23 protein-coding genes and 1 tRNA gene are annotated in these 24,171 nt (G+C 72.6%); 20 read left to right on the forward strand and 4 right to left on the reverse strand.

Going from position 1 to position 24,171, the window contains the following annotated elements:
* Window positions 1-3: 3 nt before the first annotated feature.
* The 7 genes from ACIQF6_RS25190 to ddaH all read left to right on the forward strand — a co-directional run bounded on the left by ACIQF6_RS25190 (window position 4) and on the right by ddaH (window position 6,780).
* Window positions 4-1,173, forward strand: coding sequence for an acyl-CoA dehydrogenase family protein (locus ACIQF6_RS25190; RefSeq protein ID WP_400898718.1), 1,170 nt, complete (start codon window positions 4-6; stop codon window positions 1,171-1,173).
* 35 nt (window positions 1,174-1,208) lie between these two features.
* Window positions 1,209-2,936: a tryptophan 2-C-methyltransferase gene (tsrT, locus tag ACIQF6_RS25195; protein ID WP_400898720.1), complete on the forward strand. Its 1,728-nt coding sequence runs from the start codon at window positions 1,209-1,211 to the stop codon at window positions 2,934-2,936.
* A gap of 121 nt (window positions 2,937-3,057) precedes the next feature.
* Window positions 3,058-3,738, forward strand: a complete 681-nt coding sequence (locus ACIQF6_RS25200) for a response regulator (RefSeq protein ID WP_400898722.1) — start codon at window positions 3,058-3,060, stop codon at window positions 3,736-3,738.
* Between the two features lie 122 nt (window positions 3,739-3,860).
* Window positions 3,861-4,214 carry a cupin domain-containing protein gene (locus ACIQF6_RS25205; protein WP_400898725.1) on the forward strand — a complete coding sequence of 118 codons (354 nt, stop codon included), beginning with the start codon at window positions 3,861-3,863 and terminating at the stop codon, window positions 4,212-4,214.
* On the forward strand, window positions 4,211-4,549 hold the full coding sequence (locus ACIQF6_RS25210) for a hypothetical protein (RefSeq protein WP_400898727.1): 339 nt from the start codon (window positions 4,211-4,213) through the stop codon (window positions 4,547-4,549). Before ACIQF6_RS25205 ends, ACIQF6_RS25210 begins: the two co-directional genes overlap by 4 nt.
* Window positions 4,546-5,898, forward strand: coding sequence for an FAD-binding oxidoreductase (locus ACIQF6_RS25215; RefSeq protein WP_400898729.1), 1,353 nt, complete (start codon window positions 4,546-4,548; stop codon window positions 5,896-5,898). The genes ACIQF6_RS25210 and ACIQF6_RS25215 overlap by 4 nt, the downstream gene beginning before the upstream one ends.
* 72 nt (window positions 5,899-5,970) lie before the next feature.
* A complete protein-coding gene (ddaH, locus tag ACIQF6_RS25220; RefSeq protein ID WP_400898731.1) occupies window positions 5,971-6,780 on the forward strand; it encodes a dimethylargininase in 810 nt (269 codons plus the stop codon).
* Between the two features lie 64 nt (window positions 6,781-6,844).
* Here ddaH and katG read toward each other — a convergent pair whose 3' ends face one another.
* On the reverse strand, window positions 6,845-9,067 hold the full coding sequence (katG, locus tag ACIQF6_RS25225) for a catalase/peroxidase HPI (protein ID WP_400898733.1): 2,223 nt from the start codon (window positions 9,065-9,067) through the stop codon (window positions 6,845-6,847).
* Window positions 9,068-9,257: 190 nt separating this feature from the next.
* Here katG and ACIQF6_RS25230 point away from each other — a divergent pair, with 190 nt between their 5' ends.
* On the forward strand, window positions 9,258-9,680 hold the full coding sequence (locus ACIQF6_RS25230) for a Fur family transcriptional regulator (protein ID WP_400898735.1): 423 nt from the start codon (window positions 9,258-9,260) through the stop codon (window positions 9,678-9,680).
* 156 nt (window positions 9,681-9,836) lie between these two features.
* On the opposite strand, the gene ACIQF6_RS25235 is transcribed toward ACIQF6_RS25230, so the two are convergent.
* Complete coding sequence (locus tag ACIQF6_RS25235; RefSeq protein ID WP_400898737.1) at window positions 9,837-11,267, reverse strand: MFS transporter; 1,431 nt, start codon at window positions 11,265-11,267, stop codon at window positions 9,837-9,839.
* Between the two features lie 277 nt (window positions 11,268-11,544).
* Here ACIQF6_RS25235 and ACIQF6_RS25240 point away from each other — a divergent pair, with 277 nt between their 5' ends.
* Window positions 11,545-11,979, forward strand: coding sequence for a MerR family transcriptional regulator (locus ACIQF6_RS25240; RefSeq protein ID WP_400898739.1), 435 nt, complete (start codon window positions 11,545-11,547; stop codon window positions 11,977-11,979).
* A gap of 63 nt (window positions 11,980-12,042) precedes the next feature.
* On the opposite strand, the gene ACIQF6_RS25245 is transcribed toward ACIQF6_RS25240, so the two are convergent.
* Window positions 12,043-12,130 (reverse strand) — tRNA-Leu (locus ACIQF6_RS25245).
* A 408-nt stretch (window positions 12,131-12,538) separates the two neighbouring features.
* Here ACIQF6_RS25245 and ACIQF6_RS25250 point away from each other — a divergent pair.
* The gene (locus tag ACIQF6_RS25250; protein ID WP_400898741.1) at window positions 12,539-13,054 is read left to right on the forward strand and encodes an ATP-binding protein; all 516 of its coding nucleotides are present in this window, start codon (window positions 12,539-12,541) and stop codon (window positions 13,052-13,054) included.
* 52 nt (window positions 13,055-13,106) lie between these two features.
* Here ACIQF6_RS25250 and idi read toward each other — a convergent pair whose 3' ends face one another.
* Window positions 13,107-13,718, reverse strand: coding sequence for an isopentenyl-diphosphate Delta-isomerase (gene idi, locus ACIQF6_RS25255; RefSeq protein WP_400898743.1), 612 nt, complete (start codon window positions 13,716-13,718; stop codon window positions 13,107-13,109).
* A gap of 420 nt (window positions 13,719-14,138) precedes the next feature.
* Between idi and ACIQF6_RS25260 the strand changes: the two genes are divergently transcribed.
* The 10 genes from ACIQF6_RS25260 to ACIQF6_RS25305 all read left to right on the forward strand — a co-directional run bounded on the left by ACIQF6_RS25260 (window position 14,139) and on the right by ACIQF6_RS25305 (window position 24,164).
* Window positions 14,139-14,894, forward strand: a complete 756-nt coding sequence (locus ACIQF6_RS25260; protein WP_400898745.1) for a sugar phosphate nucleotidyltransferase — start codon at window positions 14,139-14,141, stop codon at window positions 14,892-14,894.
* On the forward strand, window positions 14,882-15,943 hold the full coding sequence (locus tag ACIQF6_RS25265) for an iron-containing alcohol dehydrogenase family protein (protein ID WP_400898747.1): 1,062 nt from the start codon (window positions 14,882-14,884) through the stop codon (window positions 15,941-15,943). Before ACIQF6_RS25260 ends, ACIQF6_RS25265 begins: the two co-directional genes overlap by 13 nt.
* Before the next feature lie 70 nt (window positions 15,944-16,013).
* A complete protein-coding gene (locus ACIQF6_RS25270) occupies window positions 16,014-16,751 on the forward strand; it encodes a CDP-alcohol phosphatidyltransferase family protein (protein ID WP_400898870.1) in 738 nt (245 codons plus the stop codon).
* A complete protein-coding gene (locus ACIQF6_RS25275; RefSeq protein WP_400898749.1) occupies window positions 16,748-17,632 on the forward strand; it encodes a glycosyltransferase family 2 protein in 885 nt (294 codons plus the stop codon). Before ACIQF6_RS25270 ends, ACIQF6_RS25275 begins: the two co-directional genes overlap by 4 nt.
* Window positions 17,633-17,753: 121 nt before the next feature.
* A complete protein-coding gene (locus ACIQF6_RS25280) occupies window positions 17,754-18,695 on the forward strand; it encodes an ABC transporter permease (RefSeq protein WP_400898751.1) in 942 nt (313 codons plus the stop codon).
* Window positions 18,688-19,503, forward strand: coding sequence for an ABC transporter ATP-binding protein (locus ACIQF6_RS25285; RefSeq protein ID WP_400898753.1), 816 nt, complete (start codon window positions 18,688-18,690; stop codon window positions 19,501-19,503). Before ACIQF6_RS25280 ends, ACIQF6_RS25285 begins: the two co-directional genes overlap by 8 nt.
* Window positions 19,504-19,692: 189 nt before the next feature.
* Window positions 19,693-20,613 carry a squalene synthase HpnC gene (gene hpnC, locus ACIQF6_RS25290; RefSeq protein ID WP_400898755.1) on the forward strand — a complete coding sequence of 307 codons (921 nt, stop codon included), beginning with the start codon at window positions 19,693-19,695 and terminating at the stop codon, window positions 20,611-20,613.
* 41 nt (window positions 20,614-20,654) lie between these two features.
* The gene (gene hpnD, locus ACIQF6_RS25295; RefSeq protein ID WP_400898872.1) at window positions 20,655-21,512 is read left to right on the forward strand and encodes a presqualene diphosphate synthase HpnD; all 858 of its coding nucleotides are present in this window, start codon (window positions 20,655-20,657) and stop codon (window positions 21,510-21,512) included.
* Between the two features lie 94 nt (window positions 21,513-21,606).
* A complete protein-coding gene (gene hpnE / locus ACIQF6_RS25300) occupies window positions 21,607-23,004 on the forward strand; it encodes a hydroxysqualene dehydroxylase HpnE (protein ID WP_400898757.1) in 1,398 nt (465 codons plus the stop codon).
* An 86-nt stretch (window positions 23,005-23,090) separates the two neighbouring features.
* The gene (locus ACIQF6_RS25305; protein WP_400898759.1) at window positions 23,091-24,164 is read left to right on the forward strand and encodes a polyprenyl synthetase family protein; all 1,074 of its coding nucleotides are present in this window, start codon (window positions 23,091-23,093) and stop codon (window positions 24,162-24,164) included.
* The last annotated feature ends 7 nt before the right edge of the window (window positions 24,165-24,171 follow it).

Below are 24,171 nucleotides of genomic sequence, written 5' to 3' on the forward strand. Positions count from 1 at the left end.
CCGATGACATCGGACATCCTGCGCCGCGCCCGGGAGTTGGCGCCGACGCTGCGGGAGAAGTCCCCGGAGATCGAGGCCAACCGCACGCTGCCCGCCGAGGTGGTCGAACTGCTGCGCGCCACCGGCGTGTTCGGCATGTGCTTCGGCCCCGAGTGGGGCGGCCCCGGACTCACCTCGATGGAACAGACCGAGGTGGTCGAGGCCCTGGCCCACGGCGACGCCTCCGCCGCCTGGTGCGCCGTGATCGGCGCCAACACCGGCATCTACGCCAACTTCCTGGACCAGCGGGTCGCCAAGGAGGTCTTCCCGCGCCTGGACCTGGTGGTGGCCGGCCTGCTCCAGCCCTCCGGCCGGGCCGAGCGCGTCCCCGGCGGCTTCCGGCTCAGCGGCCGCTGGTCGTTCGGCTCCGGCATCAAGCACGCCGACTGGGTGACCTCCGGCGCGTTCCTGTTCCAGGACGGCGAGCCCTGGGCCGCGCCCGGCAGCAAGCACCGGCACGACTCCCGGCAGTTCCTGGTGCGCCGCGAACAGGTCGAGGTGATCGACAACTGGGACACCACCGGCCTGTGCGGCAGCGGCAGTTGCGACTACACGATGACCGACGTGTTCGTCCCCGAGGAGCACACCTACACCTTCGCCACCCCGCAGGGACGCCCCGGCCCGCTCGCCCAGCCGGACTCCTTCACCCGCGCCATGTGCGGCGTCCCGCTCGGCGTGGCCCGCGCCGCGCTCGACCACGCCCGGGAGATCGCCACCTCCCGCTACGACCGGATGGCCGGCCGCAGCTGGGCCGACAGCTGGCGGGTGCAGACCGAACTCGCCCGCCTGGAGGCCGAGTTCAACGCCACCCGGGAGGGCGTGTACGGGTCGATGCGCCGCCAGTGGGAGGTGCTCGCGGCCGGCGGGACGCTGGACGACCTGACGCCCGTCGAGCGCGCCGCCTCCCCGCTGTCCTGGCTGTACGCCTTCCGCAACTCCCGGACCATCGTGGCCCGCACCTACGACCTGCTGCAGACCTGGTCGATCAACCGCAGCTCGCCGATGGACCGCTGGCTGCGCGACACCACCGTGATGGCCCAGCACCTGGTCGCCCAGGACCGCATCCTGCAGTCCGCCGGAGCGTACCTGCTGGGCGGCACACCCGAGTTCGGCATCAGCCTCGGCCTGGTCTGACCGGCCGCCACCCACCTCCCGGGAAGGGGAACCCGATGAGCAGACCCGTCCTGCTGGTCAACCCGAACAAGGTGCACCCACCGATCGCACCGTACGCCCTCGACGTCCTCACCACCGCACTGGAGGACGCCGGCTTCGAGGTCGAGGTGCTCGACCTGACCTTCCGCCGCGACGACTGGAAGACCTGCCTGCACGAGTACTTCGCGGAACGCAGCCCGCTGCTGGTCGGCGTGACCGTCCGCAACACCGACACCGTGTACGCCTTCGAGCAGCGCCCGTTCGTCGGCGAGCACCGGGAGATCATCACCGAGATCCGCCGGCTCAGCGACGCGCCGATCGTCGGCGGCGGCATCGGCTTCTCCACCATGCCGTTCGCCCTGGTCGAGTACTTCGGCATCGACTACGGGGTGAAGGGCCCCGGCGAGAAGATCCTCTGCGAACTGGCCGCGGCCGTCGCCGAGGGCCGTGACACCTCCGGCATCGCCGGCCTGATCCGCAACACCGAACGCGGCGCCGTCCGGGTCCCGCCCGCGGTGCTGACCGTCCGCCACGGCGAACCCCAACCGGTCGACCCCACCGGCCGGTTCGAGCCCCGGGTGTGGCAGGTCGACCGGCTCTCGGTGTACCGGCGGCGCTCCGGCCTGCCGCACCGGGTGGACAACCTGGAGTACTACCGGCGCGGCGGACTCGGCTCCATCCTGACCAAGAACGGCTGCGCGTACCGCTGTTCGCACTGCGTCGAACCCGACGCCAAGGGCACCCGCTACGGACAGCGCGAACTCGCCTCCGTGGTCGACGAGATGGAGTCGCTGGCCGCGCAGGGCATCCTCGACCAGCACACCACCGACAGCGAGTTCAACCTGTCGATCGCGCACGCGAAGAACCTGCTGCGGGAGATCGTCCGCCGCCGGCACGCCGACCCCGGCAACCCGCTGAACGACCTGCGGCTCTGGGTCTACTGCCAACCCAGCCCGTTCGACGAGGAGTTCGCCGACCTGCTGGCCGCGGCCGGCTGCCGGGGCGTCAACGTCGGCAGCGACCACATCCGGCCGGAGGTGCTCAGCGGCTGGAAGGTCACCGAGAAGGGCGGCACCTACTACACCTTCGCCGACACCGAGCGGCTGGTCCGGCTCTGCCACGAACGCGGCATCCTCACCATGGTCGAGGCACTGTTCGGCATGCCCGGCGAGACCCCGGGGACGGTCCGCGCCTGCGTGGACGCCTTCATGGCGCTGGACGCCACCGTCACCGGCTTCTCGCTCGGCCTGCGGCTGTTCCCCTACACCCCGATGGGCATCGACCTGGCCGAACGGTGCGCGGGCGTGCGCACCGTCCCGGGCCTCCAGTCCAACACCGCCGACGGCCCGATCGTGCTCAAGCCGCTGCGGATGTGCGTCTCCCCGGCCGAGTACGAACGGCAGTTCATGTTCGACGAGCACGGCAACTTCCGCCTGGTCTGCTACTTCTCGCCCGACCTGCTGTCCGACCCGGCCCGCGCCGCCGACCCCGCGGAGCGCTGGCACAGCGCGGTCACCGACCTGTGGGCGCTGATCGACCCCGCCGACCACCACCGGGTGATGCTGCCGACCGTCGAGGGCATGAGCGAGCACGACAACAACTACGCCGACAACCCCTTCCTCACCAGCCTCGGCGGCCTCGGCTACACCGGCGCCTTCTGGTCGCACTGGCGCGGCCGCGAGGAGATCATGCGCAAGGCCCGGGAGGCGGCGTCTCAACCCTCACATCTGCCAACTCCTGTATGACATTGACTACTTGAGACGGAGAAATGATCGGCTCATGATGGCATGGCGGAGTCATCACTGCCGGTGATCACGGCCGGCAGCGCCGCACCACCGCCGCACCCCCACACGCCGCGAGGGAACGATGAACCAGCACGGGAGTACGGTGCCACCGACCGTGCTGCTCGCCGACGTGCAACCCGCCGTCCGGCAGGGCGTCCGCTCCATGATCGAGGCCTCCGGGGGCGCGGCGGTGGTCGGCGAGGCCGGCACCACCGGCGAAGTGCTCGCCGCCACCTCCCGGCACCGGCCCGACGTCCTGGTGCTCGACCCGCAGATGGACGAGAGCGCCGGCGTACGGGTGATCAGCCAGGTCCTGCGACTCACCCCCGAGACCGGCGTCCTGGTCTTCAGCACCCTCGACGACGACAAGGCCGTCGCCGCCGCCTTCCACGCCGGCGCCCGCGGCTACCTGGTCAAACGCGCCACCGCCGACCAGATCGTCCGCGGCATCCTGGCCGTCGGCGCCGGCGAAGCCATCCTGGACCGCACCATCGCCGCCCGCCTCGGCACCCTGATCGGCACCGGCCAGCGCACCCGCAGCTACCCGTTCCCGCAGCTCAGCCACCGCGAACGCGAAGTACTCGAACACCTCGCGGCCGGCCGCTCCAACATCGCCATCGCCCGGGAACTCGCCCTCGCCTCCAAGACCGTCAGCAACCGGATCTCCGGCATCCTCGGCAAACTCGGCGTCGCCGACCGCGCGCAGGCACTGGTGCTCGCCCGCGACGCCGGCCTCGGCCACGCGTTCGCCGCCGTCCGCTGACGCCCGGTCCGCCGTCGGCCGGCACCCCCGACCGTCGGCCGACCCTCCACGTCCGCCGACACCCCGCTACCCGTCCGCTGACGCCACTCCACCGTCAGCCCCCTTCCGAACCGGAGTCCGCCATGCCCGAAACCGGCCCACCGCCCGGCCTGGTGATCCGCCGCCAGGAACACCGGCAGCTCGAACGCGCCCACGGCCTCGACCTCCGACTCCTCCACCCCTGGGACGGCCTCACCACCCCCTTCCACGGCGCCTGGTGCGTCCTGCGCCCCGGCGACCTCACCGACACCCACCAGCACGCCGAACGCGAACTGTTCATCTGCATGAGCGGCCGCGGCGAAGTCCGCACCCCCGACGGCGCGAGCCACCCCATCGCCGCCGGAGATCTCGTCCTGCTGCCCGCCGACACCGACCACGCCGTCGCCAACCCGCACGACGCCGACTTCGCCTACTACGCGATCTGGTGGCAGGCATGAACACCCACGACCTCGACTACGAAGGACGCCGCTTCCACGCCCCCGACGGCGACCATCGCACCGTCGCCGTCTACCACCAGCAGGGCGACCTGGTCTGGGGCGAGATCGCCGGCGGCGCGATCCGACGCGGCTGGACGGCCGGCACCCGCGGGCCCGACGGCACCCTCGCCATGGGCTACACCTTCGTCCTCACCGACGGCGAAGTCGTCTGCGGCCGCACCCGCAACACCCCCTCGCTCACCCCCGACGGCCGCATCCGCCTGCACGAGACCTGGGAGCGCTACGGCCCCCACCCCGCCACCGGCACCTCCACCATCGAAGAGGTCGCCCCGTGACCCCCGACTGGGCGCTGCTGGACAAGCACACCGCCGGGCCGCTGCTGCACCCCGGGGACGGCGCGTTCCGGGAGTCGTCGGCGGCGTTCAACGAACGCTGGGCGGACCGGGCGCCCGCCGCCGTCCTGCGGGCGGCCGGCCCCGCGGACGTGCTGCGGGCCATCGAGTGGGCGGGGGAGAGCGGGGTGCCGATCGTCCCGCGCGGAGGCGGGCACTCGTACGCCGGACACTCCGTCAACTCCGGCCTGGTGGTGGACCTGCGGGCGCTGGACGCGATCGACGTCGATCCCGCGACCGGGCGGGTCGTCGTCGGCGGGGGCGTCCTCACCGGCGCGCTGTACGCCGCGCTCCGGCCGCACGGACTGGCCCTGCCGCTCGGCAACGGCGCGGGCGTCGGCATCGCCGGACTCGCCCTCGGCGGCGGGTCCGCCGCCACCTCGCGCCGGCTCGGGCTGACCGCCGACACGCTGCGCGCCACCACCCTGGCCACCGCGTCCGCCACCGTGCTGAACTGCGACGCGCAGGAGAACGAGGACCTGTACTGGGCCTGCCGGGGCGGCGGCGGAGGCAACTTCGGGATCAACCTCGACCTGACCTTCCAGGCCGTCGAGGCCCCGGCCGCGTCCACCTGCCTGCTGCTCTGGGAGGCCCCGCACGCGCCCGCCGTGTTCGAGGCCGTCCAGCAGCTGATGCGCACCGCCCCGGAGCAGACCTCGCTGCGGCTCGGCGTCGCGACGTCCGGCGGCCGCACCCTGGTCTCCACCGTCGGCCTGCACCTCGGCCCGGCCGCCGAACTGCGCGAGCTGCTCGCCCCGGCGCTCGCCGCCGGCCGGCCGCTGCGCGCCGAGATCGCCGACCGGGACTTCTGGGACGCCATGGAGTACCTCCAGCACGAGACCGCCGGCGGGGCCTTCGCCGTCCGGACCCACTTCGCCACCGACCCGCTGCCGCCCGAGGCGGTCGCGGCGGCGCTCGACCTGCTGGCCGCCGCACCGCCGAGCGGCAACCCGGACGGCTGCGGCCTCGCCCTGTTCGGCTGGGGCGGCGCGATCAACCGGGTCGACCCGCAGGCCACCGCGTTCGTCCACCGGGACGCCCAGTACCTGGTCAGCCTGGACACCTCCTGGCTGCCCGGCGAGGACCCGGCCGGCCCGCTCGACTGGCTGGCCGGATTCGATCACCTGATCGCCGCGCACACGACGGACGGCGCCTATCTGAACTTCACCGATCCGGACCTGCGAGGCTGGCGGACCGCCTACTACGGTGCGAACTACCCTCGGCTGGTCGCCATCAAGCACCGTCACGACCCGAGCGGACTGTTCGCCTTCCCGCAGTCCATCGGCAGCTGACCCTCCCCAACCAGATCGCGCGCCACTGACCGACCGTCAGCAGCCGCGTTCCGCCCGGAAGGAGACACCACCGTGTCGCCGCGAACCGCCCGCCCGCGCCACTACCTGATGTGCCGACCCGCGCACTTCACCGTCGACTACTCGATCAACCCGTGGATGGACCCGGCCAAGCCCACCGACACCGGCGCCGCCCTCGCCCAGTGGGACGACCTCTACGCGCTCTTCCAACGCCTCGGCCACACCGTGGAGTTGATCGACCCGCTGCCCGGCCTCCCGGACATGGTGTTCGCCGCCAACGGCGCCACCGTGGTCGACGGCAAGGTGCTCAGCGCCCGCTTCCGGTACGCGGAGCGGGTCGCCGAGGGCCCGGCGTACGCCGACTGGTTCCGCGAGCGGGGCTGGCAGGTCCGGGACGCCGAACACATCAACGAGGGCGAGGGCGACCTGCTGGTGGCCGGCGGGCGCATCCTGGCCGGCACCGGCTTCCGCACCGAGACCGCCGCGCACACCGAGGCCGCCGACTTCCTCGGCCGCGAGGTGGTCACCCTGCGGCTGGTCGACCCGCGCTACTACCACCTGGACACCGCGCTCGCCGTCCTCGACGACGACGAGATCATGTACCACCCGCCGGCCTTCGACGCCGAGTCCCGGGCCGTGCTGGAACGCCTCTACCCGGACGCGATCCTGGCCGGCCCCGACGACGCCCGGGTGTTCGGCCTGAACGCCGTCTCCGACGGCGCCAACGTCATCCTCCCCGAGGCCGCCACCGGCCTCGCCGACCGACTGCGCGCCCGCGGCTTCCACCCGATCGGCATCGACCTCACCGAGCTGCTCCGGGCCGGCGGCGCCGTCAAGTGCTGCACCCTGGAACTGCGCCGCTGACCGCGGCGGACAGCCGAACGGCCCGGCCCCGCGCGAGCGGGACCGGGCCTTCGTCAGCGGGGCGTCACTTCAGGTCGAAGCGGTCCGAGTCCATCACCTTCGTCCAGGCGGCGGCGAAGTCCTTGACGAACTTCTCCTTGGCGTCGTCCGAGGCGTACACCTCGGCCACCGCCCGCAGCTCCGAGTTGGAGCCGAACACCAGGTCGGCCCGGGTGCCGGTCCACTTGACCGCACCGGAGGCGTCCCGGCCCTCGAACAGGGTGTTGTCGGAGGCGACCGGCGCCCAGGCGGTGTCCATGTCGAGCAGGTTGACGAAGAAGTCGTTGCTCAGGGCGCCCGGACGGTCGGTGAACACGCCGTGCTGCGAGCCGCCGTGGTTGGCGCCCAGCACCCGCAGGCCGCCGACCAGCACCGTCAGCTCGGGGGTGGACAGGTTCAGCAGGTTCGCCCGGTCCACCAGCAGGTACTCGGCGGGCAGCCGGCTGGCCTTGCCCACCCAGTTGCGGAAGCCGTCGGCCTTCGGCTCCAGCGCCGAGAACGACTCCACGTCGGTCTTCTCCTGGGTGGCGTCCACCCGGCCCGGGTGGAAGGCCACCTCGACGCCCACACCGCCGGCCTGCGCGGCCCGCTCGACGGCCGCGGAGCCGGCCAGCACGATCAGGTCGGCCAGCGAGACCTGGTTGCCGCCCTCCGCGTTGAACGCCGACCGGATGCCCTCCAGCACCCGCAGCACCTGCGCCAGCTGCTCCGGGTCGTTGACCTCCCAGCCGCGCTGCGGCTCCAGGCGCACCCGGGCGCCGTTCGCGCCGCCGCGCTTGTCGCTGCCGCGGAACGAGGCCGCGGACGCCCAGGCGGTGGACACCAGCTGAGCGGTGGTCAGCTCGGAGGCCAGCACCCGCTGCTTCAGCGCGGCGACGTCCGCCGCGTCGATCGGCGTGCCCTGCGCCTGCGGCAGCGGGTCCTGCCAGAGCAGCTCCTCGGAGGGCACCTCGGGGCCGAGGTAGCGGGACACCGGGCCCATGTCACGGTGCGTCAGCTTGTACCAGGCGCGGGCGAAGGCGTCCGCGAACGCCGCCGGGTCGTCCCGGAAGCGGCGGGCGATCGGCTCGTACACCGGGTCGAAACGCAGCGACAGGTCGGTGGTGAGCATCTGCGGGGCGTGCTTCTTCTTCGGGTCGAAGGCGTCCGGCACGGTGCCCTCGCCGGCCCCGTCCTTCGGCTTCCACTGGTGCGCGCCGGCCGGGGACTTCGTCAGCTCCCACTCGTAGCCGAACAGGATCTCGAAGAAGGTGTTGTCCCAGGTGGTCGGCGTGTTGGTCCAGGTGACCTCGATGCCGGAGGTGATCGCGTCACCGGCCTTGCCGGAGCGGTAGCCGCTCTTCCAGCCGAGGCCCATCTCCTCCAGCGGCGCGCCCTCGGGGGCCTCGCCGACGTTGTCCGCCGGGCCGGCGCCGTGGGTCTTGCCGAAGGTGTGGCCGCCGGCGATCAGCGCGACGGTCTCCTCGTCGTTCATCGCCATCCGGCGGAAGGTCTCGCGGATGTCGCGGGCCGCGGCGATCGGGTCCGGGTTGCCGTTGGGGCCCTCCGGGTTGACGTAGATCAGGCCCATCTGGACGGCGCCCAGCGGGTCCTCCAGGTTGCGCTCGCCGGTGTAGCGCTCGTCGCCGAGCCAGGTGGTCTCCGGGCCCCAGTAGACGTCCTCGTCGGCCTCCCAGACGTCCGGCCGGCCGCCGGCGAAGCCGAAGGTCTCGAAGCCCATCGACTCCAGCGCCACGTTGCCCGACAGGATCAGCAGGTCGGCCCAGGACAGGGCCTTGCCGTACTTCTGCTTCACCGGCCACAGCACCCGGCGGGCCTTGTCCAGGTTGGCGTTGTCCGGCCAGGAGTTCAGCGGGGCGAAGCGCTGCTGGCCGGTGCCCGCGCCGCCGCGGCCGTCGGAGATCCGGTAGGTGCCGGCGCTGTGCCAGGCCATCCGGATGATCAGCGGGCCGTAGTGGCCGAAGTCGGCCGGCCACCAGTCCTGCGAGGTGGTGAGCGCCTGCTCGATGTCCCGCTTCACGGCGGGCAGGTCGAGGCTGTTGAACGCCTCGGCATAGTCGAAGTCCCCGCCCAGCGGGTTCGCCTCCGCCGGGTTCTTGGCGAGGATCTTCAGGTTCAACCGGTTCGGCCACCACTGCTGGTTGCCGCCGCCCTGGGTGGGGTGGGGCGCGCGGCCGTGCGCGACCGGGCAGCCGCCCGCACCCTCGGACTTGGGGTCGGTGACGATGGCTTCGTCGTTCTCGGGCATGGGAGTCCCTCCGAATCGGGCGGATCGCACTCTGCAACCGGCATCTTGGCTGTTCTTCGGAGCCGATCCTAAGATAGACACAGTCTAAGTCAAGAAGTCAGTCAATCGGGTGGTGGTTCCGCTCGAAGTCGGGCGCGTCGCCGCGCCCCCTGTACAGTTCGGGCGTCTGTTGAGCTGAATGGATGAACACATGAGTGACCTGCTGGAACGGCTGCGCGAACGAGGCTGGCGGCTGACCTCCCAGCGCCGGGTGGTCGCCGAAGTCCTGGACGGCGACCACGTCCACCTGACCGCGGACGAGGTCCACGCGCGCGCCGCCGAACGCCTCCCCGAGATCTCCCGCGCCACCGTGTACAACACCCTCGGCGAACTCGTCACCCTCGGCGAGATCCTCGAAGTCGCCACCGACGGCCGCGCCAAGCGCTACGACCCCAACGCCCACCAGCCGCACCAGCACCTGGTCTGCTACGCCTGCGGCACCATCCGCGACGTCCACCCCACCGGCGACCCCCTGGCCGCCCTCCCCACCGCCGAACGCTTCGGCTTCACCATCACCGCCGCCGAAGTCACCTACCGAGGCCTCTGCGCCGACTGCGCCCGCCACCCCGCCTGACCCCCCCGGCCCCCACCACCGCCCGGCGGCCCGACCCCGCCACGCCAAGGACTCCGGCCCCACCGCCACTGCCGTCGAACCCGCCGACTACGGCTTTTGCGCCGACCGCGTGCGCTGCTCCATCGGCTTTGCCGTCACCGGCCCCGCCGAATCCGCCTATCGGAGGCTCTGCGTCGCCTGCGCCCGCCGCTCCGGCTGACGCCCGGGGCCTGCCGGCGGTCGGCGGCCCGAGCCTGTTGCGCCGAGCGCCGTGATCAGTGCGCCCGCCGCCACCAGCAGCCACCACACCCCGTGCGCTGCTGAGGTGAATGTGGCGCCGCCCGCTGCCACCCCGCTCGCGAGCACCGTGCCTGCCACGGCCACCCCCACCGCGGAACCCGTCTGCCGGGCCGCCGAGGCCAGCGCGGACGCCAGCGCTGCCATCGACACCGGCATCCCCGCCACCGCCGTGTTGGTGATCGGCGGATTCACCGTTCCCTGGAACACCCCCACCAGTGCGAACACCGCCAACAGCGCCGGCACCGGTGTCCCAGGCCCCACCAGCAGCAACAGGCCGCCCGCCGACGCCAGCGCCGTACCCGACACCATCAGCGGCAGCCGTGGCCCCCGCCGACCCACCACCCGGCCCGTCCACGGCGACAGCAGCACGATCAGCACCCCCACCGGTGCCGTGCACAACCCCGCCCGCAGCGCCGACATCCCGCGCACCCCCTGCAGGTACAGCGTCACCGCGAACAGGAACGCCCCGAACGCGCACAGCGCCGCGAACGCCATCACCAGCGCCGACGCCACCGGGGCGCTCCGCAGCAGGCGCACCTCCAGGAGCGGGTCCGTCCGCCGCGACTCCCACCACGCGAGCAGCGGCACCGACACCGCCGCCACCGCCATCGGCCCCCACACCTGCGGCGCCGACCAGCCGTCCCGGCCCGCCCCGATCAGGCCGAACACCGACCCGCCCAGCAGCACCACCACCAGCACCTGCCCCACCGGGTCGAACCGCCGCGCCCGCGTCCCCCGCGACTCCGGCACCCAGCGGGCCGCCCCCGCCAGGCCGGCCGCCACCACCGGCAGGTTCACCCAGAACACCGCACGCCACCCCAGCGCATCCACCAGCGCCCCGCCCAGGACCGGGCCCAGCGCCAACGACAGCCCCGACACCGACCCGAACACCCCGATCGCCCGGGCCCGCTCCTCACGCCCCGGAAACGCCGTCGCCACGATCGCCATCGCCACCGGGTTCAGCATCGTCCCGCCCGCCGCCTGCACCGCCCGCGCCCCCACCAGCGCCCCCGCCCCCGGTGCCAGCGCGCACAGCGCCGACCCCACCCCGAACAGCCCCAGCCCCACCATGAACACCCGTCGCCGCCCCCACCGGTCCGCCGCTGCCCCTGCCGGCAGCAGAAACGCCGCCAGCACCAGCGTGTACGCGTCCACCGCCCACTGCAGCGCCGACACCGACGCACCCAACTCCCGCCCCACCGACGGCAGCGCCACGTTCACCACCGTGATGTCCAGCACCACCATCACCATGCTCACGCAGCACACCGCGAGCACCAACCGCTTCCGCCGGCCGGTCAGTTCGGACACCTGATCTCCTCCATTCCGCGCCCGGGCAGGAATTGACGTCTCGTCAGTTGAGGCCCGTCCGGTCGACACCGCCGAAGCTACGATTTCGAGCGCGCTCGAAATCAAGCGCGGCTTCCGCCCGGGCGTCGGCGGGGCAGCCCACCGGGCTCGTCGTCCGCGAAGTCGCCCGGCGTCGCCCAAAATCGCCCGGAGCCGCCCGGAGCCGCCCGGAGCCGCCCGGAGCTGTTCGGATCCGGGAGGTTCCCGTGCGGGGCCGAGCCGGGGGAGGATGTCGAATGTGCTCGACACCGATACCCAACCGGCCGTCCCTGCCCAGGGGTTGACCATCGCCGAAGCCGCCGGACGGACGGGCGTCAGCGTCCACACCCTGCGCTACTACGAACGGGCGGGCCTGGTCGTCACGCCCGTCGACCGCACCCCGGGCGGCCGTCGCCGCTACCACCGCCGCGACCTCGAATGGATCGACCTCTGCACCCGGCTGCGCGCCACCGGCATGCCGATCCGCACCATCCGCCGCTACGCCGAACTCGTCACCGCCGGCCCCGGCAACGAGGCCGACCGCCTCGCCCTCCTCGAATCCCACCGCATCGAGGTCGCCGACCGGCTGGCCGAACTCCAGTCCCACCTGACCGGCATCGACCACAAGGTCGACACCTACCGCGGCCGCCTCGCCGAGGGCCGCGCCGAGGGGTTCTGGGCACCGGGCGGGTGACCTTGCCGCGCAGATGCCCCGGAAAACGCGGAAGAGGCCCCAGATGAACTGGAGCCTCTTCGTTGGTGTCCGAGGGGGGACTTGAACCCCCACGCCCGATAAAGGGCACTAGCACCTCAAGCTAGCGCGTCTGCCATTCCGCCACCCGGACCAGGTGTCTTGTCGTCTTCGGGCTTCCTTTCGGCTGCCCCCTGGCGACAAAGAGAACATTACCAGGCTTCCGGAGTGCTTCTCACCTGCGTTTTCGTGGCGCGGGCCAGGGCTGGCGGGCAATTCGGGCGGAAGGGGGGCAAGGCGGGCGGAGATGGGGGTGAAACTGCTGGTGGTGGGGGGTTCGGGCGGGTGTTCTGGCGGCAGACCCGGTGGTGCGGGCGGCCAGGACGGGGCAGAGGGTGCACCGATTCGGTCGGGAAGCTTCACGACACGCGTGAAATCCAGTCCCGGTGCAGGTCGGCCGGGGCCGCTCTCCTAGCCTCGGGTGACCTGGAGCCCCGAGCGGACCGCCCGATGTCTCGACAGCTGCCGCCGGCTCCCGTCACCGCGTGAAGGGCGGCGTGCAGTGGAAGAGACGCAGAAGGCGGTCGCGACCCGGCGGCCCGGCCGGGAGCCGGGGCCGGGCGTGTGGCGGTTCACCGCGGCGCCGCAGGAGGCTTCGGTGCCGCGGACCAGGCACGCGGTGCGGGACCGGCTGCTGGCGCAGGGCATGGCGGGGGAGCGGTACCAGGAGCTGGTGGACGATCTGCTGCTGATCGTCTCGGAGCTGGTGTCGAACGCCGTCACGCATGCCGCGGCGCTCTCCCCGCAGGTGCACTGCGAGCTGATGATCGGCCCGGAGCGGGTGCGGATCTCGGTGGCCGACGGCCACCCGTACCGGCCCAGGGCGCAGGAGAACGACCCGGCCCGGCCGGGCGGGCGCGGGCTGCTGCTGGTCAAGAGCGTCACCCTGCAGGCGGGCGGCGAGTGCGACGTGGAGCGCACCGCGGACGGCGGCAAGGTGATCTGGGCCAGTCTGCCGCTGCCCGCACCGGGGCCCGCCGGGACGGGGGACGGCCCCGACGAGGACCCGGACTACTGATCGGGCGACTGGCCGGACCGCTAGCCGGACCGCTGGCCGGACTGCCGAGCCGTCACCAGTCGTTGCCGGCGATCTCCCGGATCCCCGGCAGCGCGGCCTCGAAGACCGTCTCGAACCACACCGAGAACGGCTTCTCGGCCCGCAGCTCGCGCAGCTCGGCGGCGGTGACGTAGCGGGTGTCCTCGACCTCCTCCGGGGTCGGCTCCGGCTCGGCGGTGATCAGCCCGACGAACAGGTGGTTCCACTCCCGCTCGATCAGCCCGGTCGTCTCGTCGGGCAGGTCGTAGCGGACGGTGCCGGCCTCGCAGAGCAGCGCGGGGGCGGCGCCCAGCTCCTCGGCGGTGCGGCGGGAGGCCGCCACGAACGGCTGCTCGCCGGGGTAGGGGTGCCCGCAGCAGGTGTTCGACCAGACGCCCGGCGAGTGGTACTTGCTCAGCGCCCGGCGCTGGAGCAGCATCCGTCCCTGCCGGTCGAACAGGAACACCGAGAAGGCGCGGTGGAGTCGGCCCGGCTGCTGGTGGGCCCAGTGCTTCTCGCCGGTCCCGATGGTCACGCCGTGGTCGTCGACCAGCTCCAGCATGATCTCGCCGGGCGCGGCCGCGGACGGGGCGGCGAGCTCGGGGGAGAGGTCGTCGGTCGGGCTGACAGCAGGGCTCATGGGCACAATGCCCCTTTCGGCACGTGGACCGGGGGCGGCCAACGGGCCGCCCACCCCGGTCCTTGAGGTCGGCTGCGCGCACGGCGGGACCGGACCGGCCCGGCCCGGCCGCCGACGGCGTCGGGTCCCAAGTCTGCCGCATGCCCCGGTGGGCCCGGGGCCGCGACGCACACCGCCGGGACCGCGGACCGGATGTTCGACAGAACTGTTCGATCCGTGATCGTCAGGCTTCGCCGGACGTTCACGCAGTACCCGTAGTTGATCACCCGGCCCGCCCGGGGCGCGTTCTGGCAGGTGGTCGGGGTCGCCTACCATCAGTGGAGCCGGGCGGTCCGCAGGACGCGCCCGCACGGCGCGCCGCAGCCGCGGTCGCGTCCCGGCCGGCCCGCACCGCGCCGGACGGCACCCGAGACCCTGGAGTCCCGCATGATCGGCCTCGTCCTGGCCGCCGGCGCAGGCCGCCGGCTTCGTCCGTACACCGACACCCTGCCCAAGGCGCTGGTGCCGGTCGACGGGGAGCGGACGGTGCTCGACCTGACCCTGGGGAACTTCGCCGAGGTCGGCCTGCGGGAGGCCGCGATCGTGGTCGGCTACCGCAAGGAAGCGGTGTACGACCGCAAGCAGGCGCTGGAGCAGAAGTACGGCGTCAAGCTCACCCTGGTCGAGAACGACAAGGCCGAGGAGTGGAACAACGCCTACTCCCTGTGGTGTGCCCGCGACCTGTTCGGCGAGGGCCTGCTGCTGGCCAACGGCGACACCGTCCACCCGGCGTCGGTGCAGCGCACCATGCTGGACGGCAACGACCGGCGGATCAAGGAGGGCAAGGCCCCCGGCATCCTGCTGGCGCTGGACACCGTGAAGAAGCTCGCCGACGAGGAGATGAAGGTCGTCGTCGACCCGGAGCTCGGGATGCGCCGGATCACCAAGTTGATGGACCCGCTGGACGCCACCGGCGAGTACATCGGCGTCACGGTGATCAACCCGTCCGCCGGCCCGGCCCTCGCCGACGCCCTCAAGGCGGTCTTCGAGCGCGACCCGCAGCTGTACTACGAGGACGGCTACCAGGAGATGGTCGACCGCGGCCTGGTCGTCGACGTCCAGCCGATCGGCGAGGTCTCCTGGGTCGAGATCGACAACCACGACGACCTGGCCAAGGCCCGGGAGATCGCGTGCCGGTACTGACCCGACTGGTGCCCTCGCCGGTCTTCGTCGAGGTGCGGGCCGGCGCGCTGGACGCGCTCGGCGGGATCCTCGCCGACCAGCGGCTGTCCACCGCGGGCCGGATCGCGGTGGCGATCAGCGGCGGCTCCGGCGCCCTGCTGCGCGAGCGGCTGGAGCCGGCGCTGCCCGGAGCTGACTGGTACCAGGTCGACGACGGCACCCTGGACAGCGCGGTCCGGCTGACCGACGAGATCCGCCGCGGCCACTACGACGCCCTGGTGGGCCTCGGCGGCGGCAAGATCATCGACGTGGCCAAGTACGCGGCGGCCCGGGTCGGCCTGCCGGTGGTCGCGGTCGCCACCAACCTCGCCCACGACGGCATCTGCTCCCCGGTCTCCACTCTCGACAACGACGCCGGCCGCGGCTCCTACGGGGTGCCCGGCCCGATCGGCATCGTGGTCGACCTGGACGTCATCAGCAAGGCGCCGAAACGGTTCGTGGCGGCCGGCATCGGCGACGCCGTCTCCAACATCTCCGCCTGCGCGGACTGGGAGCTCTCGCACGCCGTCACCGGCGAGCCGGTCGACGGACTGGCGGTGGCGATGGCCCGGGCGGCCGGCGAGAACCTGCTGCGGCACCCGGGAACCCTGGAGGACCCGGACCTGCTGACGACGCTCGCGGAAGCCCTGGTACTGTCCGGCATCGCGATGAACATCGCGGGCAGCACCCGGCCCAGCTCGGGTGCCTGCCACGAGATCTCGCACGCCCTGGACGTGCTGTACCCCAAGCGATCCGCCCAGCACGGTGAGCAGGTCGGTCTCGGCGCGGCCTTCGCCTGCTTCCTGCGGGGCGAGCAGGACCTGTCCGGACTGATTGTGGAACGCCTGCGCTTCCACGGCCTGCCGGTGACAGCCGATCAGATCGGCTTCACCGAGGCGGAGTTCACCGAAGCGGTGCACTACGCTCCGAACACCAGACCGGGGCGCTTCACCATCCTCGAACACCTCGACCTCTCCGCCACAGACATCAGGGACGCGTACGCCGACTATGTCCAAGCCGTCAACAGCTGAACGCCCGCCGGTTGACCTCACCCGCCGCCCGTCGATCGAGGAGCTCCGGGCGGTCATCCACCCCGAGGGCATGCTCCAGCGACGCAGCGCCGAGCACTGGGCCGGCCGCCTCTACATGCGGAAGATCTCGCTGCGGATCACCCGCATCCTGTCGACCGTCACCGCCATCACGCCCAACGGCCTGACCTACCTGATGATGCTCACCGGCATCCTGGCGGGCATCGCCCTGGTGGTCCCGGGCCTGACCGGCGCGGTCCTCGGCGCCCTGCTGATCCAGATCTACCTGCTGCTGGACTGCGTGGACGGCGAGGTCGCCCGCTGGCGCCGGCAGACCTCGCTCACCGGCGTCTACCTGGACCGGGTCGGCCACTACATGTCCGAGGCCGCGCTGCTCACCGGCCTCGGCCTGCGGGCCACCGACCTGCTGCACCGGGAGGGCTCGCACTCCGCCTGGCAGTGGGCCTTCCTCGGCACGCTGGCCGCGCTCGGCGCGATCCTGATCAAGTCCGAGACCGACCTGGTCGACGTCGCCCGGGCCCGCTCCGGGATGACCGCCGTCCTGGACGAGGCCTCGGTGCCGCGTTCGAACGCCGTCGCCAAGGCCCGCCGGGCCGCCTCGCTGCTGAAGTTCCACCGCCTGGTCGGCGCCGTCGAGGCCTCGCTGTTCATCCTGGCCGCCGGCATCGCCGACCAGGTCCACGGCGGCCTGTTCTTCACCCGCCTCGCCGTGGTGGTGCTCGCCGCCATCGCGATGCTGCAGACCGTCCTGCACCTGCTGTCCATCGTGCTCTCCAGCAGGCTGCGATGAGCGACGACTTCCGCCTCGGCGCGGTCATCATCACGATGGGCAACCGGCCCGCCGAGCTGAACGCGCTGATCGACTCGGTCCGGGCCCAGCAGGGCCCGCCGGTCGAACTCGCCGTGGTCGCCAACGGCGCCCCGCTGCCCCCGCTGCCGGAGGGCGTGCGGAGCGTCGAACTGCCCGAGAACCTGGGCATTCCCGGCGGCCGCAACGTCGGCATCGAACTGTTCGGCCCGGACGGCCGGGACGTCGACGCGGTGCTGTTCCTGGACGACGACGGCCTGCTGCCGAACACCGACTCCGCCGAACTGCTCCGGCAGGCGTTCACCGCTGACCCGTCGCTGGGCATCGTCTCGTTCCGGATCGCGGACCCGGAGACCGGCACCACCCAGCGCCGCCACGTGCCCCGGCTGCGCGCCTCCGACCCGATGCGCGGCTCCCGGGTCACCACCTTCCTGGGCGGCGCCAGCGCGGTGCGCAGCGCGGTCTTCCCGCAGGCGGGGCAGCTGCCCGCAGAGTTCTTCTACGCCCACGAGGAGACCGACCTGGCCTGGCGGGCGCTGGACGCCGGCTGGTCGATCGACTACCGCCCGGACGTGGTGCTGTACCACCCGGCGACCTCCCCGGCCCGGCACGCGGCGTACTTCCACAACGTCGCCCGCAACCGGGTGTGGCTGGCCCGGCGGAACCTTCCGGCCCTGTTGGTGCCTCTCTACCTGGGGACCTGGTTCCTGCTGACGGTGGCCCGCCGACCCGCCCGAGCGGCGCTCAAGGCGTGGCTCGGCGGCTTCCGGGCCGGCTGGAGCGAGCCCTGCGGTCCGCGCCGTCCGATGAAGTGGTCCACCGTCTGGCGCTTGACCAGGCTCGGCAGACCGCCAATCATCTGATCGCAACCGGTCGGCGCTTCCCCGCGCCGACCGGTTGCAAACCCGAGCTCCTTGCGGTTACACCCCGGTTCCGCGACCCGTCCCCCCGGTCCGCGGAATTTCGACCCCCTGAAGGACGAATGTGTCGACACTGAGTGACCCGGTCAACCTCTCCGCACCGAGGGGCACCGATGCGGGTCTGACCCCGAAGCAACTGGCGGACAAGTACGGGCTGACCGTCAGCGGCAAGCGGCCGAGTCTGGCGAAGTACATCGGCCAGCTGTGGGCCCGGCGTGCCTTCATCAGCGCGTTCGCGACCGCCCGCCTGGTCGCGCAGTACACCACCGCGAAGCTCGGCCAGCTCTGGCAGGTGCTCACCCCGCTGCTCAACTGCGCGGTGTTCTACCTGGTCTTCGGTGTGATCATGCAGAGCCGGGACTCGGTCCCGGTGTACATCGCGTGGCTGTGCGTCGGTGTCTTCGTCTTCCAGTTCTCGCAGAGCGCGATCCAGGCCGGCACCCGGTCGATCTCCGACAACCTGGGCCTGATCCGGGCGCTGCACTTCCCGCGCGCCTCGCTGCCGATCGCCTTCACCGTGATCCAGCTCCAGCAGCTGCTGATCTCGATGGTGGTGCTGGTCGCCATCGTGCTGATGAACCACGTCACGCCCGGCATGACCTGGCTGCTGATCATCCCGGCGCTGCTGCTGCAGTCGCTGTTCAACACCGGCCTGGCCATGGTGATGGCCCGGATCGGCGCCAAGACCTCGGACATCTCGCAGCTGATGCCGTTCCTGCTGCGCACCTGGATGTACGTCTCCGGCGTGATGTACAGCGTCTCCGGCTACATCAAGCACTGGCCGACGCTCTGGCAGACGATCTACTCGTGGAACCCGGCGACGGTCTACATGGACCTGATGCGCTACGCGTTCATGCCGGACAGCTTCGACAAGCACATCTACGGGAGCAAGGCGCTGACGCTCCCGCACCACATCTGGATCATGGCCGGCACCTGGGCGGTCGTCGCGTTCGTGATCGGCTTCGTGTTCTTCTGGAAGTCCGAGGAGGAGTACGGCCGTGGCTGACGCAACACTCGACACCGTGAAGGAGGCCGCGGTCGTGAGCGGCAACGAGGCCCAGGTCCCCACCGTGGTGGTGGACGACGTGCACATCGTCTACAAGGTGCACGGCGCGGGCTCCGGCAAGGGAAGCGCCACCTCGGCGCTGAGCCGGATCATCTCCCGCAAGAACTCGCCCTCGATCCGCGAGGTGCACGCGGTGCGCGGCATCAGCTTCACCGCGTACAAGGGCGAGGCGGTCGGCCTGATCGGCTCCAACGGCTCCGGCAAGTCGACCATGCTGGCGGCCATCGCCGGCCTGCTGCCGACCGCCAAGGGCGCGATCTACACCAACGGCCAGCCGTCGCTGCTGGGCGTCAACGCGGCGCTGATGAACGACCTGACCGGTGAGCGCAACGTGGTGCTGGGCTGCCTGGCGATGGGCATGTCCCCGGCCCAGGTGCGCGAGCGCTACCAGAGCATCGTGGAGTTCTCGGGCATCAACGAGAAGGGCGACTTCATCTCGCTGCCGATGCGCACCTACTCGTCCGGCATGGGCGCCCGCCTCCGGTTCTCCATCGCCGCGGCGAAGACCCACGACGTGCTGCTGATCGACGAGGCCCTCGCCACCGGCGACCAGGGCTTCCAGCAGCGCTCCAAGGCCCGGATCAACGAGCTGCGCAAGGAGGCCGGCACGGTCTTCCTGGTCAGCCACGACAACAACGCGATCCGTGAGACCTGCGAGCGCACCATCTGGATCGAGCACGGCGAGCTGATCATGGACGGGCACACCGACGAGGTGGTCCGGCGGTACGAGAAGGGCGAGCGCCCCTGACCGGGGCGCGGCCGACGGTCGCAGGGCCGGTGCCGGGGAGCGCTCCCCGGCACCGGCCCTGCGCCGTGCGGCGGGTGAAGGCGTGGAGACGGAAGCGTGTCCGAGCCGCGATGGCGGCCGGGACCGGTGTAGAACGGGGGAGTGACGGCAGTGTCGGCTTCAACCAAATCAGATAACCAGACAGCGGCGGTGACGCTGGACAAGGCGGACCTGGAGAACTTCCCGGTCGCCCCGGCCTTCCTGCCCGCCGCCTGGCGCGGCGACCTGCTGGCGGTCTACGGCTTCGCCCGGCTGATCGACGACGCCGGCGACGGCGACCTCGCCGACCCTGCCTCCGTCGCCCAACTGCTCGACGTCCCCGGCGCCCCCGGTGACCAGGGCTTCCGGCTCGCCCTGCTGGACGGCCTGGAGCGGGACCTCGACCGGGCCTTCGCCACCGCCCTCGGCGACGACCGGGCCCAGGGCGGCACCGTGCTCGGCACCGCCGCCGGCGAGCCCCGGCACCCGCTGATCCGCCGCCTGGTCCCGCTGATCGAACAGCACGCCGTCACCCCGGAGCCGTTCCGCCGGCTGATCGAGGCCAACCGGGTCGACCAGACCGCCACCCGCTGGTCGACCTGGGACGACCTGCGGCACTACTGCACGCTCTCCGCCGACCCGGTCGGCCGCCTGGTGCTCGCCCTGGCCGGCCGCGCCACCCCCGAGCGGATCGAACTCTCCGACGCGATCTGCACCGCGCTGCAGATCGTCGAACACCTGCAGGACGTCGCCGAGGACCTCGACCGCGGCCGGATCTACCTCCCGCAGGAGGACCTCGCCACCTTCGGCGTCACCGAGCAGGACCTCGCCGCCCCCGCCGCCTCGCGCGAGGTCCGGCAGCTGATCGCCTGGGAAGCGAGCCGGGCCCGGACCCTGCTCGACCACGGCGCGCCGCTGGTAGGTACGGTTCACGGGAGGCTCCGACTGCTGCTGGCGGGATTCACCGCCGGCGGGTACGCGGCCCTGGACGCCATCGCGGCGGCCGGGTACGACGTGCTCGCGCACCGGGCGAAGCCGGACAAGCGCCGTCTGGCCGGCCGGGCGGCGGCACTTTTCGCGAAGGGAAGGTGAGCGCCCGCGTGGGGGCATCACCACTGGCGTCCGCGCCGGTCATGGCGGCCTACCGGTACTGCGAGGCGGTCACCGCCCTGCAGGCCCGCAACTTCAGCTACGGCATCCGGCTGCTGCCCGAGGCCAAGCGGCTGGCGATGTCGGCGCTGTACGCGCTGGCCCGCCGGGTCGACGACATCGGCGACGGCGAGCTGCCCGCCGAGCAGAAGACCGAGGCGCTGGCCCGCACCCGGGCCCTGCTGGACGAGATCCGGGCCGGCGCGGTCGGCGAGGACGACACCGACCCGATCAAGGTCGCGCTGGCCGACGCCGCCCGCCGCTTCCCGATCCCGCTCGGCGGCTTCGACGAGCTGATCGACGGCGTCGAGATGGACCTCAAGGGTGTCGAGTACCAGACCTTCGACGAGCTGAAGGTGTACTGCCGCTGCGTGGCCGGCTCGATCGGCCGGCTCTCGCTCGGCGTGTACGGCTGCGACGACTGGGAGCGCGGCGCCGCCCACGCCGACACCCTGGGCCTGGCCCTGCAGCTCACCAACATCCTGCGCGACCTGCGCGAGGACGCCCTGAACGGCCGCACCTACCTGCCCGCCGAGGACCTCGCCCGGTTCGGCTGCCAGCAGGGCTTCGCCCTCCCGCAGCTCCCGCTCGGCGCGGACTTCACCGGCCTGGTCGCGTTCGAGGCCGAGCGCGCCCAGCAGGCCTTCACCGAGGGCCTGCAACTGCTGCCGATGCTCGACCGCCGCAGCCGCGCCGCCACCGCCGCGATGGCCGGCATCTACCACCGCCTGCTCGGCCGGATCTCCGCCGACCCGCACTCGGTGCTCCGCGGCCGGGTCTCGCTGCCCGGCTGGGAGAAGGCGTACGTGGCACTGTCCGGGCTCGCCGGAGGGCGTTCTTGATTCTCACGCCAGTTATGTCACGCTGTGTCAACAGGGAATCACGACGCACGCGCTCGTTGTTGTGCCCACAGTCCACTGCCGCCCGGGAGGACCGATGAGCACGCCGGCTCCGCAGCGGGAGCGCACCGCCGTGGTGATCGGCGGCGGCCTGGCCGGCATCACCGCCGCGCTCCGCCTCGCCGACGCCGGCGTGCGCACCACCCTGGTCGAGGCCCGCCCCCGGCTCGGCGGCCTGGCGTTCTCCTTCAAGCGCGGCGACCTGACCGTCGACAACGGGCAGCACGTCTACATGCGCTGCTGCACCGCCTACCGCGGCCTGCTCGACCGGCTCGGCGCCCAGGCCCTGACCGACCTCCAGGACCGGCTCGACGTCCCGGTGCTGGGCCTCGCCGCCGACGGCGCCCGCAGCCTCGGCAGGCTGCGCCGCTCCGCGCTGCCCGTCCCGCTGCACCTGGCCGGCAGTCTCGCCGGCTACCGCCACCTGAGCCCGGCCGACCGGCTGCGGGTGGTGCGCGGCGCGCTCGCCCTCAAGGGCCTGGACCTGGACGACCCGGCGCTCGACGAGATCTCCTTCGGCGAGTGGCTGCGCCGCCACGGCCAGACCCCGGCCACCGTCGAAGCGGTCTGGGACCTGGTCGGCATCGCCACCCTGAACGCCACCGCCGACCGCACCTCGATGGCACTGGCCGCCAAGGTGTTCAAGACCGGCCTGCTGTCCGACCCGGGCGCCGCCGACCTCGGCGTCGCCCGCGTCCCGCTCGGCGAGATCCACCACGACCGGGCCGCCGCCGAACTCGAACGCGCGGGCGTCCGGGTGCTGCTGCGGGCCAAGGCCGCCGAACTGAAGGCCGCCGAGCCCCACGCCGTCCGGCTGGAGAGCGGCGAGCTGCTCACCGCCGACACCGTGGTGCTGGCCGGCGCGCAGGACACCGCGGCCGCGCTGCTGCCGGCCGGCGCGATCCCCCGGCAGCAGCGGCTCGCCGAGTTCGGCACCGCGCCGATCCTCAACGTGCACGTGATCTACGACCGGCCGCTGATCCGCCGCCCGTTCTTCGCCGCGATCGGCTCCCCGGTGCAGTTCGTCTTCGACCGCACCGCGCACTCCGGCCTGGCCGTCCCCGGCGCCCAGTACCTGGCGGTGTCGCAGTCCGCCGCCGAGGACGAGATCGACCTGCCGGTCGCCGAGCTGCGCGCCCGCTACCTGCCGGAGCTGGCCCGGCTGCTGCCCGCCGCCCGGGACGCCCGGGTGCTGGACTTCTTCGTCACCCGGGAGCGCACCGCCACCTTCGACCCGGCGCCCGGCACCGCCCGGCTGCGCCCCGGCGCGCGCACCGACGTCCCGGGCATCCTGCTCGCCGGGTCCTGGACGGCCACCGGCTGGCCCGCGACCATGGAGGGCGCGGTGCGCAGCGGTCACGCCGCGGCCGACGCCGCCCTGGCCGGCACCGGTCGGCTGCCCGTCGACCGGGCGGACGGGCGGTGGCCCCGATGACGGCGACCCGGCAGTCCCCGACCACCGACATCGCACCCGGCCGGCCGCCGTTCGCGGCCGGTCAGACGTACCGAGAGGGAACACACGTGGAGGCACGCACCGGCTCGACGGTCAGGGACACCCCGACGGTCCTGGACCTGCTGGCGCGCGGACGCACGCTCTGCACGCCGCCGATGCGCGCGGCCGTCGCCCGTCTGGCCGCGCCGATGGACACCGTCGCGGCCTACCACTTCGGCTGGATCGACCGCGACGGCAGTCCCGCCGCGGGCGACGGCGGCAAGGCGGTGCGCCCCGCGCTGGCCCTGCTGTCGGCCGAGGCGGCGGGCGCGGACGCGCAGGTGGGCGTACCGGGCGGCGTGTCGGTGGAACTGGTCCACAATTTCTCCCTTCTCCATGATGATCTGATGGACGGTGACGAGACACGTCGGCACCGGGCCACCGCCTGGACGGTGTTCGGCCCGGCGCAGGCCGTGCTGGTCGGCGACGCGCTGGCCACCCTCGGCACCGAGGTCCTGCTGGACGCCGCGGTGACCGGCGGGGCCACTCCGACCGATGCCGCCCGCGCGGTCCGTCTGATCACCACCGCGACCCGGCGGCTGATCGACGGTCAGGCGCTGGACGTCTCGTTCGAACAGCGGGACGTGGTGACGGTCGAGGAGTGCCTGACCATGGAGGGCGGCAAGACCGGCGCCCTGCTGGCGGCCTCCGCGGCGATCGGTGCGGTACTGGCCGGCGCCGACGACCGGATCTCCGACGCGCTCCAGCGGTACGGCTACCACCTGGGCCTGGCCTTCCAGGCGGTGGACGACCTGCTGGGCATCTGGGGCGCCACCGAAGTGACGGGCAAGCCGCACTGGAGCGACCTCCAGTCGCGCAAGAAGTCACTGCCGGTGTGCGCCGCGCTGGCCGAGGGGGGCGCCGCCTCCCGCGAGCTGGCCGCACAGCTGGCCGACCCGACCGGCCGCGGCGAGGAGAGCGAGCAGCAGCTCGCCGCCCGCGCCGCGCTGATCGAGCAGGCCGGCGGCCGGGCCTGGACGCAGGAAGAGGCCCGCCGCCAGTACGACACCGCCCTCGCCGCGCTCGGCGAGGTGCCCATGGCCGACGAGGTGCGCGAGCACTTCGTCGCACTCGCCGAATTCGTGGTGGTCAGAGAGAGGTGACGTAAGA

This window comes from Kitasatospora sp. NPDC092948, assembly GCF_044754805.1.
Lineage (GTDB): Bacteria > Actinomycetota > Actinomycetes > Streptomycetales > Streptomycetaceae > Kitasatospora.